Origin of the sequence: Lactobacillus nasalidis (assembly GCF_016587775.1) — a bacterium.
In the GTDB taxonomy this organism is placed as follows: Bacteria; Bacillota; Bacilli; order Lactobacillales; family Lactobacillaceae; genus Lactobacillus; species Lactobacillus nasalidis.
Window position 1 is genome coordinate 1 of record NZ_BOCG01000128.1, and the last position, 12001, is coordinate 12001.

General features: G+C 51.3%; 10 protein-coding genes. 4 read left to right on the forward strand and 6 right to left on the reverse strand.

Features of this window, described 5'->3' with window-relative positions:
* Positions 1–38: 38 nt before the first annotated feature.
* From lacNas_RS02165 to lacNas_RS02175, 3 genes are all read right to left on the reverse strand, one after another.
* Entirely contained in the window at positions 39–1631 is a 1593-nt protein-coding gene (locus lacNas_RS02165; RefSeq protein WP_201330019.1) for an acyl-CoA dehydrogenase family protein, read from the reverse strand.
* Between the two features lie 175 nt (positions 1632–1806).
* Positions 1807–2508, reverse strand: coding sequence for a hypothetical protein (locus tag lacNas_RS02170; RefSeq protein WP_201330020.1), 702 nt, complete (start codon positions 2506–2508; stop codon positions 1807–1809).
* Positions 2509–2741: 233 nt separating this feature from the next.
* Entirely contained in the window at positions 2742–3656 is a 915-nt protein-coding gene (locus tag lacNas_RS02175) for a LysR family transcriptional regulator (protein ID WP_201330021.1), read from the reverse strand.
* A gap of 135 nt (positions 3657–3791) precedes the next feature.
* On the opposite strand from lacNas_RS02175, the gene lacNas_RS02180 reads away from it, so the two are divergent.
* From lacNas_RS02180 to lacNas_RS02190, 3 genes are all read left to right on the forward strand, one after another.
* Positions 3792–4916 (forward strand): 5-methyltetrahydropteroyltriglutamate--homocysteine S-methyltransferase, encoded by a 1125-nt coding sequence (locus lacNas_RS02180; RefSeq protein ID WP_201330022.1) that lies wholly within the window; start codon positions 3792–3794, stop codon positions 4914–4916.
* A gap of 167 nt (positions 4917–5083) precedes the next feature.
* The gene (locus tag lacNas_RS02185) at positions 5084–6022 is read left to right on the forward strand and encodes an ROK family glucokinase (RefSeq protein WP_201330023.1); all 939 of its coding nucleotides are present in this window, start codon (positions 5084–5086) and stop codon (positions 6020–6022) included.
* 25 nt (positions 6023–6047) lie between these two features.
* Complete coding sequence (locus lacNas_RS02190; RefSeq protein WP_201330024.1) at positions 6048–6890, forward strand: hypothetical protein; 843 nt, start codon at positions 6048–6050, stop codon at positions 6888–6890.
* A 156-nt stretch (positions 6891–7046) separates the two neighbouring features.
* On the opposite strand, the gene vprA is transcribed toward lacNas_RS02190, so the two are convergent.
* Entirely contained in the window at positions 7047–8489 is a 1443-nt protein-coding gene (vprA, locus tag lacNas_RS02195; RefSeq protein ID WP_201330025.1) for a vinyl phenol reductase, read from the reverse strand.
* A gap of 101 nt (positions 8490–8590) precedes the next feature.
* Between vprA and lacNas_RS02200 the strand changes: the two genes are divergently transcribed.
* Positions 8591–9508 (forward strand): LysR family transcriptional regulator, encoded by a 918-nt coding sequence (locus lacNas_RS02200; protein ID WP_201330026.1) that lies wholly within the window; start codon positions 8591–8593, stop codon positions 9506–9508.
* Positions 9509–9579: 71 nt separating this feature from the next.
* Here lacNas_RS02200 and lacNas_RS02205 read toward each other — a convergent pair whose 3' ends face one another.
* Positions 9580–10503, reverse strand: a complete 924-nt coding sequence (locus lacNas_RS02205; protein ID WP_201330027.1) for an L-lactate dehydrogenase — start codon at positions 10501–10503, stop codon at positions 9580–9582.
* A 697-nt stretch (positions 10504–11200) separates the two neighbouring features.
* The coding region (locus lacNas_RS02210; protein ID WP_201346541.1) for an MFS transporter at positions 11201–12001 on the reverse strand (801 nt) is incomplete at its 5' end.

A 12001-nucleotide genomic window follows, 5' to 3' on the forward strand; every position in this document is an offset into this window, starting at 1 on the left:
GCCGAGGTTAAATACCAACGGCTGGCGGTTATTAATTTTTAGCCCAAACGGTTGAGGAGCTGCTTCAAGAAGTCCTCAGCACTGCCGACGTAGCGGTAGTCTGAGCCTTCGAAGACGATAGCGTTCGGGTTGGTGTTAACGGAGACGATGGTCTTGGCCTTGTCAGTCGTCATGGTGTATTGCGGCGCGCCGGCAATCCCCAGGTTGATCAAGACGTCTGGCTTGATCTTGTGGCCGTTGACGCCGAGCTGCTGGCCACGGTTGAAGTTTGGCCCAACCAATGGCCGGGTAACCCCGATTTCAGCGCCCAGCTTTTCAGCTGCTTGCTTGGCCAAAGCAATAGTTTCCGGCTTGTTGGCACCGCGGCCCAGGGCCAGAACGATCTTGGCCTTTGGCAGACTGGCTGCTTGTGACGGGCTGGTTACCGCGTCAACCGTGCTCTTGGTAGTCTTGGCAGCTTCCAAAAGCGGCAGGATCGGGTCAAGGTCAGTCAAGTCAGCTGGCTGGCGGTCAGCTGCTACAGCTACGTCAGCCATTTCAGCATTGCTGATTTCCGTGTACATCTTTTCCAGGGTACCTTCAGCAATTTCCATGGCTCTGGCGTCTCTGATCAGGTGTTCTGGGGCAAATTCAGCGCTGTAGCCGTAGCCGCCCATGATCTGCAGGGTCAAGTCGCAGGATTCAACCGCTGCCTTGCTGCCAAAGCACTTGGCCATAGCTGATTGTTCCATGTATGGCAGGCCGGCATCCTTCAAGCGGGCGGCTTCTTGGTAGACCAGGCGGGTCAGTTCCTTGTTGGTCGCGATCTTGGTGATCTTGTACTGAGTAACTTGCATGTCCTTGAGCAGGGTATTGCCTGACTTGCGCTTAGCCGCGTAGTTTTTGGCAATATCAAGGGCGTGTTCCTGGATCCCAGTCAAAACGGCACCCATGAGGTAACGGGCATCGTCGTGGGCGTTGTTGGCAATTTCCAAACCTTGCCCCCGCTTGCCCAGCATGTTCTCAGGACCCACTTCGATCTGGTCCATGACGACTTCCCCGCAAGGGATGCCGCGCAGGCCGATGAACTTTTCAACATAGCCGAAGGAGAAGCCTGGCATCCCCTTGTCCACGATAAAGACAGAGTATTCGTCAGGACCAGTCTTCACGTTGACTGAGTAGACTTGGGCCAGGGTCCCGTTGGTGATCATGACCTTGTCGCCGTTGATGATCCAGCGGCCGTCTTTTTCAACGGCGTAGGACTGGTGCTTGCTTGGGTCAGAGCCGCTTTCCGGTTCAGTGTTGGAGAAGCCAAGGATGGCTTGGGCGCCCCAGGCAAAGTAGCGCTTCTTGGCTGCTTCAGTGCCGTACTTGGCCAGCTGGTCACAGCTCTTGTAGTGGCCTTCCAGCATTACGCCGACGCTGGCGTTGGCCTTGGCCAGGATGTTGACGATCTTGCCGGCGGTCATGGCAGAGACGTCCAGGCCGTCATATTCCTTAGGAATTTTTGCCTTCAAAAGGCCCAGGTCAACGATCTTCTGGAAGAGGCCGTTTGGCAGCTTGGCCTGGCGGTCGATCTGCAGGTCAAAAGGCGCCACGTCCTTGTCTGCCAATTGCTGAACGGCTTGCAAAAGTTCGGTTTCGTTAGTCATGCTAGTATCCTCATCATTCTTTTTTTATATAAAAAGCCTGTTTTTTGATTTGCGTAATCATCAATAAAGAAAACGCTTTTATGGTTAATATACTATCACGAACTAGTGGCAATGTGCAATAGGAGAATAAAAAAACAGCCTTCCACAAGGGAAGACTGCTGATTTCATATGCTGTTTAGGCAAAGTTTTCCTGCAGGTCCTTCACGCCGGCATCTGACAGGGTCGTGTAGATTGAACCCTTGACGCCCTTGAAGGTTTCCAGGCTGAGGTCGACGCTCTTTTCGCCGCTTTCGCCATCGCTGACTGCCACGCCCAAAAGCTTGTAGGCGGTTGAAGTCGGGTCTGGTGAGAAGTACAGGCGCTTCTTGCCGTCAGTTGCTGACTTTTCAGTGTAGAAGTAGACCTTGGCCGGGCTGGACTTGACTGCCAGGTTGAGGTCGCTGGAGTCAACCTTGTTCAAGGTCAGCAATTCGTAGTGCTGAGCCAGGTGACCGCCAACGCTTTGGAAGACAGCCAGGAACTTTTCAGTTGCTTCTGGGTCAACTTCGCCGAAGTCGATGTTGTCGTTTTCTTGTACCAAAGACAAGATCAACAAGTGCTTAGTGTCCTTGTCGTAGTAGACGCTGAAGTTTTCAACGCCGCCTGGCCAAGGAGCCTTGCCCTTTTCGTATTGAGTGAAGTAGACGCTGGAGTCGTTCTTGACAACCAGCTTGTTGGCGCCATCAACCGTCTCCAGGCTGATGATCGGCATTGGCGGAACGTAGCTGTCCTTTTGCCGCTCTGCCCACAGCTTGGTCTGCTTCTTCTTTTCATTGCGGGAGTTGATGTAGGTACCGACGCAGATGATGATGATTAAAATTAAAAGTATCCAACCCATAGTTGTCTAAACCTCCAGTGTTGGCATTTCTTCCGAGCTGAAAAAATGCTTGATTAATGCTAAGTTAAAATTTATCTGGCTCAAAGCAAAACGCTGAGTCCGTTTATATCTTTTAATTTTACTACAAAATAGCCGTTTGGCAAACCTTGTATAGCCGGCAAAGTTATTAAAATTAAGCGAGACTGGCTTTTTTTAAGAAAAAGGCAAGCGGGACTTATTAGAAATAAATTAATTTAGCTCTTGGCATTCTTTTCAATGCTTTGCCGCAGATAGCCCAGGTATTTTTGCCCGATGGAGGAGAGCTGGTGCAGGCGGTTGGTCAGGTAGCCGATTTCAATGTATTCGTCGCTGATCAAAGGCCGGGCGATGATGTCGTCCCCGTTTAAGTCGGCGTTGATGATCCCTGAAGAGATGGTATAGCCGTTTAAGCCGATCGCCAGGTTAAACAGGGTGGCCCGGTCACTGACGATGATGGACTTTGGTGAATGCTGGTCAGCCAGAGTCTCTTCCCAGTAATAGAAGGAATTGTGCTGGCCCTGGTCGTAGCTGAGCTTGGGGTAGGGCAACAGGTCTGCTAAAGAGATGACTTTTTTGCCGGCCAGGGGATGGTTTCTGTATAAAAAGACATGGGGCCGGGCCTTGAAGAGGGGGGTAAAGCTGAGCTCCTTTTCCTGGAAGCTGTTTTCCATGACCTGGCGGTTGTAGCGGCTGAGGTAGACGATGCCGATCTCGCTGTGGAGGTTGGCCACGTCTTCAATGACTTCATAGGTCCGCATTTCTTTGAGGCTGGCCTGGTAGTCGCTCTGGCCGATTTCTTTTAACAGCTGGACGAAGGCGTCAACGGCGAAGGCGTAGTGCTGGGCTGCCACGGAAAAAATCTTCGGCGCGCTGGCCTGGTCGCCGTAGCGGCGTTCAAGCAGCTGGACCTGGTCCAGGATCTGCTGGGCGTATTGCATAAATTCCCGGCCATCTTCGGTTAAGGTCACCCCTTTTTTGCCCCGGATTAGGATGGTGATCCCCATTTCTTTTTCCAGCTGCTTGATGGCACTGGACAGGGTAGGCTGGGCGATGAAGAGCTCTTTGGCTGCCTCGGTTATGTTGCCGAGGGCGACGACTTTTTGCAGATAGAGCAATTGCTGGATGCGCATGGTTGAACCTCCATAGTTTAAACCTATCGATACTTGATAAAAATAGCTATTTTCAATCATAACCAGATCTGGCTATAATAACAAGCATTAAGAGCAAATTAAAAACACGATTTAAAAACTTCGGAGGTAATTCAGATGTCATTTCCACGTTACGATATTGTCGGCAGTTTCTTGCGTCCAGCAGCATTAAAGGAAGCCCGGGAAAAATTTGCCCGCGGCGAAATCAGCCAGGCCGAGCTTACGGCCGTAGAAGACCAGGAAATCAAGGACCTGGTGCAAAAAGAAGTCGCTGCCGGCTTAAAGGTGGTTTCTGATGGGGAATTCCGCCGCAGCTATTGGCACTTGGATACCTTCTGGGGCTTTGGCGGGGTAGAACACGTACGGGCTGATCATGGCTACTTCTTCCATGATGAAGAAACCCGGCCAGACGCGGCCAAGTTGGTTGGCAAATTGACTTATGAAGCCGGCCATCCGGACGTGGCAGCCTTTGACTTCCTCAAGCCTTTGGCGGATGCGGCTGGCGTTGAAGCCCGCCAGAGCATCCCTGCCCCGGCTCAGCTCTACTGTGAACTGATCTGCCGCAACGATGAATTGATCGCGGCTACTGATGCCGTTTACCCAGACCGGGCAGAACTGGCCAAGGACGTTTCCAAGGTCTACCGGGAATTGATTTTGGACTTGTACAAGCATGGCGCGCGTGACATCAAGCTGGACGACTGTACTTGGGGCGTCTTGGTCAACGACAGTTTCTGGCATGCTTTTGACGAAGGCCACCTTAAGCGTGAAGAAGTCCTGCAGCTGTACAAGGAAATCAATGAAAATGCCCTGGTTGACCTGCCAGAAGACTTGCGGATCACGACCCATATCTGCCGGGGCAACTACGACTCAACTTGGGCTTCAGAAGGCGGCTACGGCCCAGCAGCTCCTTACGTCTTCAAGGAAAAAGGGGTGGACGCCTTCTACCTGGAATTTGATGACGACCGGTCAGGCGACTTTGCTCCTTTGGCTGAAGTGCCTGCCGACAAGGTAGTTGTTTTAGGTCTGGTAACCAGCAAGAAGCCGGAATTGGAAGACCCGGAAGCTTTGAAGGCCCGGATCAAGGAAGCCGGCCAGTACCACCCATTGGCAACCACGGCTCTCAGCACTCAGTGCGGCTTTGCCTCAACTGAAGAAGGCAACCACTTGACTGACGAAGAACAGTGGGCCAAGATCAAGCTGGTCATCGACACGGCTAAGGAAGTTTGGCCAGACGCTGAATAATCAATAGGGATGCCCTCCTTACAGGGGGCATCTTTTTGTTATTTGGAAAAAATGTCACATCTCTGATAATTTTCTCAAAAAGTCAGCCGAAGCGCTTTCGCAATTTAGAATTCTTCTTTATAATAGGACTAGCAAAAAGAGTACATTGAAGAAATGAGGCAACTACTTTGAAGAAATATGCATTTGGTGTTGACATTGGTGGTACCACTGTAAAGATTGGTTTGTTTGAAACCAACGGCGAATTGTCCGAAAAGTGGGAAATTCCAACCAGAAAAGAAGGCAACGGGGCCAAGATCCTGCCTGACATCGCGGCTTCTCTGAATGACAAGCTGAAGGAACTGGACATTCCTAAGGAAGAAGTAGCCGGGATCGGCATCGACGTGCCAGGTCCAATCCTGGACGATGAAATCGTCAACCGCTGCGTCAACCTGGGCTGGGGCGTCTTCAACGTGGCTGAAAAGGTCCGCAAGCTGACTGGCCTGGACGAAGTCAAGGTCGCCAACGACGCCAACGCGGCTGCTTTGGGCGAAATGTGGCAAGGCGGCGGCGAAAGCCACCAAAACGTGGTCATGGTCACCCTGGGTACCGGTGTCGGCGGCGGGATCATTTCTGAAGGCAAGATCGTTGCTGGTGCTTTCGGTGCTGCCGGGGAAATCGGCCACCTTTTGGTCAACAAGGATGAAACCCAGCTCTGCGGCTGCGGCAAGAAGGGCCACCTGGAACAATACGTTTCCGCGACTGGCATTGCCCGCAAGGCCAAGGAACTTTTGATGGAAAGCAATGAAGAATCCAGCCTGCGCGAAGTTGAAGAACTTGACGCCAAGGCTGTCTTTGACGCGGCTAAGGAAGGCGACAAGCTGGCTTTGGAAATCGTTGACTTTGTCGGCCAGACCCTGGGCGCTGCCCTGGCTTCCATCTCCTGCGTCTTTGACCCAGAAGTCTACGTTATCGGCGGCGGGGTCTCCAAGGCTGGCCAAATCTTGATCGACACGGTGCAAAAGTACTTCGTTGAAGCAGCCTTCCACGCTTCTGAAGGCACGGAAATTGCCCTGGCACAACTGGGTAACGATGCCGGCATGTACGGTGCCGTTAAGATGGTTCTGTAATTTTGAGTGTAGAAAAGGGATTTATATGAACAAACTATTGGCGAAAGCAACCATTGCGTTAGCACTGGTTGCTGCAACGGGATCGTACACGGTAGGCAAGAAAGTTTTTGCTGAGACCTATACTAGAACATATATTGATTCAGATGGTCTTGAGACTACAGAAACCAGTTCAGTGCCATTTACTGACGATACTGAGACGAACACAGAGGGTTCGGATAGCTCTAAAGCGACCAGTACAGAGAAGAGCACTGTCCATAAAAAAGGCTGGTCAACCAATGAGTCAGGCGATAAAGTTTATTACTTGAGCAACGGCAAAAAGGCGACAGGCTACAAGACCATCAACGGCAAAAGATATCACTTTGAAAAAGATGGCTCTGCAACTGTTGGTGTGAGCTTAAAGTATATTTATGGCCGTAATGGCCGTGTTTATCGTTACTCGCGGTCAAAGCTGGGGAACCATACAGTAGCTGCCCAAAAGATTGCAAAAACTATCGTTAAAGCTATTGGATATGAAAAAGGCGATACTGACCTCAAAAGGGCTGGACTCGCCGCCTACTATGTGTATTGCTTTTACCAGTTTGATGGATACTCGATGAAGAAGCCTTATTACAATACGGCTTATGGCGTGTTTATCAATCGCTACTGCTCGTGTGCCGGTACTGCCGATGCAACACAGATGGTTTTGAAGTACATGGGCATGAAGTCCAAGCATGTTTACCGGAACAAGTTTCACCACCAATGGTGTACTCTTCGTTTAGATGGTAAAAAAGGCTGGGCTGACGGAATGATTGGTGCTGCCGGCTACGGATCCAAATGGGGCGAAAGAGCATATGACCCATGGTGGGATGGTATTAACAAAAAGGTTTAATGAAAGGGTACTGGATAGAAAATCCAGTACTTTTTTGTTGATATTTTTCCATAACACGCGAAAAACGAGGCAAGCCTTTCAGCTTGTCTCGTTTTTGCTTGCTTAAGTTTTATCAAGGGTATATTGCTTAGTATTGAAACCAGAAACAGATTTGCTTTACTTGGACAGGAGGTCAGCAACGTGCTTGCCTGAGTAGAAGCAGTAGCCGCCTTCAGTACCTGGCATGTTCGGGCCGTAAGTGTCGCCGATCAGCATGCCGGCAGCGTCGTTGCCGATAGCGTACAGGCCTTCGATAGCTGCGCCTTGTTGGTCAAGGACTTGGTTTTCCAAGTTGACCTTCAAGCCACCCATCGTGCAGAAGGCGCCGATGCCTTGTTCGATAGCGTAGAATGGGCCTTCAGCAACTGGAATCATGAAGTCCTTGCTCTTGCCGAAGTCAACGTCTTCGCCCTTGGCTGCCAATTCGTTGTAACGGTCAACAGTTGCCTTGAGTTCTGGCAGGTTCAGCTTGTCAGCCAGTTCTTCAATACTGTCAGCCTTGGTCAAGAACTTGGCGTTCCGGCCCAAAGCTTCATCAAGTTCTGCTTGCAGGTGTGGAAGCTTGGTGTCGTGGTAGTCGTAAGTCCCCATTGCCTTGTAGAGGCCTTCGTTTTGCAGGTGGTCAATCGTCTTTTGGTCAACGACAGTGTAGAACTTGTTTTGGGTGAAGAGGGCGTTGCCGGCTTCTGAGAAGTTGTCAACAACTTCTTCGTTAACAAACCGTTGCCCTTTTTCGTTAATCCAAAGCAGTGATTGTTGGTTGGCTGCCCCGTTCATTTCGTCGTAACGGTAGATGTAGCTTGGCTTGTCTGGGTCCTTGATGTAGCCGCCAAACAGCATGGCCATGCCCATAGCGTAACGCTGGGCACCAACATTCCAAGCCAGTTCCAGGCCGTCACCGGTGTTCTTGCCGGAGTTGCATGGGATCAATTGGTCAGCGTTGTAGTTGGTGTACTTGGCGATCAAGTCCTTGTTGTTCAGGTAGCCGCCAGTTGCCAGGATGACGTTCTTGGCCTTGATGTCGCTAACGGTTTGGTCAGCCAGGTTCTTGACGCGGACGCCGACAACTTTGCCGCCTTCAGTCAAAAGTTCTTCGACTTCGTGTTGAGTAGCGATTTCCCCGCCAAGTTCCTGGAACTTAGGTGCCATGACTTGGTGGATGACAGCTTCACAGCGGCCGTCAAACAGGTGCCAAGTTCTTTCGCCGCTGCCCAGAGGTTCAACGTCCAGCCACTTGACGCCCAAGTCGTCCAGCCATTGGATGATGTCGGCTGAGCCGGCGATGTATTGCTTCCAGGTGTTGGTGTCAGCCTTGTAGTGGGAGTAGCTCAATTCTTCGTTTAAGGCGTCTTCTTCAGTCAGCTTGTAGTCGTCATGCTTCTTTTGCATGAATGAGTTGACCGCGAAAATACCTTCAACGTGGTTGCCGCTGCCGCCGATTGAGTGGCCCTTTTCCAAAATCACCGTGTCCAGGCCGTTGTGGGCTGCTTCATAACCTGCCGCGAAACCGGAAGCCCCGCCGCCGACAATTACCAAATCGTATTGCTTCTTCAAAGTCATCTGTATTTCCTCCTTCATGTTTTCGCTTACATTATAGGCCGGCCCTGTAGTAGAATTGTAGGTGTAAAAAGGTCGCCAGGTGAACATTGAGGTACGGGTAAATGGATTTGAACCAATTGCAGATGTTTGTAAAAGTTGCCCAGGCAGGCAGCTTCGACCGCGTGGCAGAGGAGAATTACGTCAGCCAGCGGGCGGTTTCCCGCTTGATCAAGCGGCTGGAGGAGGAACTGGGGATGCAGCTTTTTTCCCGGGGCAGCAACCGGATCAAGCTCACCCCAGCCGGTGAATATTTTGCCAAAGAAGTGGAAGACTATCTGACCAGATTTTCTGACATGGTAACCTTGGCCCAGAAGATCGGCCAGGAAGAGGTCAGCCACTTGAATGTCGGCTTTTTCTCGGCTTTTGACGGGGTCTTGCTGCGTGAGCAGGTCTTGAATTACCAGAAAAAGGGCAAGGATGAGATCAAGTTCAATATTGTCGAGGAATCAGTGGAACATATCTTGTCTGACCTGGCTTTGAAAAAGCTGGACTGCGGCTTTATCAACAACTATGGCCGCTACACCAAGCTCAACCGCCGCCTCTACGACTTTATTGACGTCTATCAAGGGGAGATGATGCTGGCACTCAGCCGGCAGAACCCCCTGGCCAAGAAGCCTTATCTTGAGGAAAAGGATCTTTTGGGCAAGGACCTGCTCTACTACAGCAGCGAAAATTCCCAATACATGCAGGATACGTTTTTGGCGACACTGGGCAGCGATGTCGGCCAGTATCAGATCAAGCGGGTCGCGTCTTTGGAAAACCTGCTTTTGGCTTGCTCTTTAGACCAAGGCCTGGCTTATCTGCCCAAAGACCTGCTGGACAAGTTCAGCCAGCCGGATGCCAGCCTTGTCTTCAAAAGATTCCACTCGGCCCGGATCAGCCAGAACTACACCATGCAGCTGGTCTTCAGAGCTGATGACCAGTCGCCAGCCTTAAAAAAGTTCACCGCCAGCATCGTTGCTGACCGGGAGAAGAAATGAAAAGACAAAATAATAGAGAATCCAACCAAAAAAGCGTGAAGCAAGTTTTGCCTTGTTTCACGCTTTTTTATTTAGTCTAAAGAATCCAGAGTTTCCTTCATCGTCGCGGCTGAAGCCTGCATCTTGGCCAGTTCGCTGTCGTTTAACGGCAATTCCAGCACGTGGCTGATCCCTTGCCCGTTGATGATGGCCAGGGTGCCCAAATAAAGCTCGTCATTGATCCCGTATTCTCCATGCAGTGGTGCCGAAAGGGGCAGGGCCAGGTCGTTATTCTCCAAGATGGCCGCCACGATTCTGGCCAGCATCATGGCTACGCCATAGTAAGTCGCGCCCTTTTTGCCGATGATCTCGCCGCCCTTTTCCCGGACGTGGGCCTCAATCTCATCCAAAGCTGCTTCCGTCATGCCTGGGTAGTCAAGCAGGGGCTTGCCGTTGACCACGGCGCTGGAGAAGTTCTCAAAGCTGCTGTCGCCGTGCTCGCCCAGAACCCAGGCGTTGACTGACTCAATCGGCACTTGCAGCCGCTTGGCCAGTTCCACCCGCAGGCGGGCTGAGTCCAGGGAAGTCCCGGTCCCAATAACCCGCTTCTTCGGGAAGCCGGACAATTTCTGGGTCAAAGTGGTCAAAATGTCGACCGGGTTGGCGGAAACGACGAAAATGCCGCTGAAGCCGGAAGCCACGACCGGATCAACGATGCTCCTCAAGATGGCCGCGTTCTTCTTGATCAGGTCCAGCCGGCTTTCACCCGGCTTGCGGGGCACGCCGGCGGTAATGACTACCACGTCAGCGTCTGCCGCGTCGCTGTAGTCGCCAGCTCTAAGCTTGGTCTGGCCCGTGAAGTAGGTCAGGTCTTCCAGGTCCAGGCAGTCGCCCGTGGCCCGGTCCTTATTCAAATCGCAGATGACCAGTTCGTCTACCCGCGTCGTTTGCAGTAAATCATTGGCAAAGTTGGAGCCGACCGCGCCGTCGCCAACCAGCAGGACTTTTCTGTTCATATTTGTGCCTCCCTCAAGGAAATTAGTTACCCATATTATAACTGAATTCAAGCCAAAAATTTCCCGGGAAATAAAAAACGCGGCCCAGAGGACTGCGTTTCTTAGAAATGTGATGTGATGTGATAAAACTTAAGCTTGCTACAGTTAATGTAGTTTACTTGACGGTCGGCGCGAGTGATAGGAGTAAAGCGCCGGCCGCATGTGATGAGTAAGGAAAAAATAAGTTTGTCTGTCTGCTGAGAGACAGGAACCGAAAAATGTTGAAATACATATCATTGGTCTGAAGCCAGCGCCTGCCTAAAAACAAGTAACATAATAGAAAAGCAAAAGCACGGCAGAGCGTCGCTCCAAAACCTGTTAAGAGGTTTTACTGAAAGGTGGCATGCTCGGATCGCCGCCGGACAGTAGTACCGAAAATTATAACGACTGAAGGAGAAAAAATGAGAAAAATAACTAGCCGCATAACTTTCGAAGAATATAGTACTATGATTTGTCTGAATAATCAAAAAAACTGCCCACTTTTTTGATTATTAAAAAACAAGCCATTTTGTAAGCGGTTGGGTAAAAAAGAAAACTGCAAATAATTAAGCTTGTGATCTGGTCAACTTTTGCAAAAGGTAGGTACCAATAAAAAAACGGCTCCATGACTTGGAACCGTTCTTTCTGTATCTGTGGTATTTGTGTTTGCGGGAATTTTTTAAGCCGCGTGCTTCTTGGCTTGAATTTCCTTTAGGCCTGGCAGGGTGATCATGACTAAGAAGCTGATGATGTAAAGGGCGGATAAGAAGCCCATGACCACGTACAGGTTGTAGTGGTCCATCAAAAGGCCGATGATTACGGAGGAGAAGCCGCCGATGGCCCGGCCGGTGTTCATGATCAGGTTGTTGGCCGTGGACCGGATTTCCGTCGGGTAGAGCTGGCTGATGACCGCCCCGTAGCCGCCGAACATCCCGTTGGAGAAGAAGCCGGTCAAGGCTCCGGCCAAAAGCATGGCCCAGTAGCTGGTCACGTTGACGATGGCGAAGACCACGACCGCGCTGCCCAGAAGGAAGATGCCGAAGGCCCAGCGGGGACCGATCTTGTCCATGACCGTCCCGAAGACCATCATCCCAATGCTCATGCCGACGATAGTGGCAATCATCCAATAAGAAGAGCCGGAAACTGACAGGCCCTGCTTTTGCTGCACGATTGACGGCAGCCAGTTCATCAAGCCGAAGTAGCCGGCGATCTGCACGATCGTCATCAACATCAGCCCCAGAGTCTGCAGGGCCAGGCGCGGCGTTTCGAACAGGCGGCCAAAGGAGATCTTTTCGCTCGTTTCTTCAGCCTTCTTGTGGGCTGCTAAAAATTCATCGCTTTCCTTGACGTGCCGGCGGACGAAGTAAGTCAAAACGACTGGCACGATCCCGAACAGGAAGAGGGTGTTCCAGCCGTAGGCCGGAATGATCCAGGCGGCCAGCAGGGCAGCCACGATGGAGCCGACCTGGCCGCCGATGGC

What these genes read in the sequence shown, in the direction of transcription:
- lacNas_RS02200 (WP_201330026.1), top strand. Translation starts at nt 8,591, where the DNA reads ATGGATTTGAACCAATTGCAGATGTTTGTAAAAGTTGCCCAGGCAGGC.
- lacNas_RS02190 (WP_201330024.1), top strand. Translation starts at nt 6,048, where the DNA reads ATGAACAAACTATTGGCGAAAGCAACCATTGCGTTAGCACTGGTTGCT.
- vprA (WP_201330025.1), bottom strand. Translation starts at nt 8,489, where the DNA reads ATGACTTTGAAGAAGCAATACGATTTGGTAATTGTCGGCGGCGGGGCT.
- lacNas_RS02165 (WP_201330019.1), bottom strand. Translation starts at nt 1,631, where the DNA reads ATGACTAACGAAACCGAACTTTTGCAAGCCGTTCAGCAATTGGCAGAC.
- lacNas_RS02180 (WP_201330022.1), top strand. Translation starts at nt 3,792, where the DNA reads ATGTCATTTCCACGTTACGATATTGTCGGCAGTTTCTTGCGTCCAGCA.
- lacNas_RS02170 (WP_201330020.1), bottom strand. Translation starts at nt 2,508, where the DNA reads ATGGGTTGGATACTTTTAATTTTAATCATCATCATCTGCGTCGGTACC.
- lacNas_RS02205 (WP_201330027.1), bottom strand. Translation starts at nt 10,503, where the DNA reads ATGAACAGAAAAGTCCTGCTGGTTGGCGACGGCGCGGTCGGCTCCAAC.
- lacNas_RS02175 (WP_201330021.1), bottom strand. Translation starts at nt 3,656, where the DNA reads ATGCGCATCCAGCAATTGCTCTATCTGCAAAAAGTCGTCGCCCTCGGC.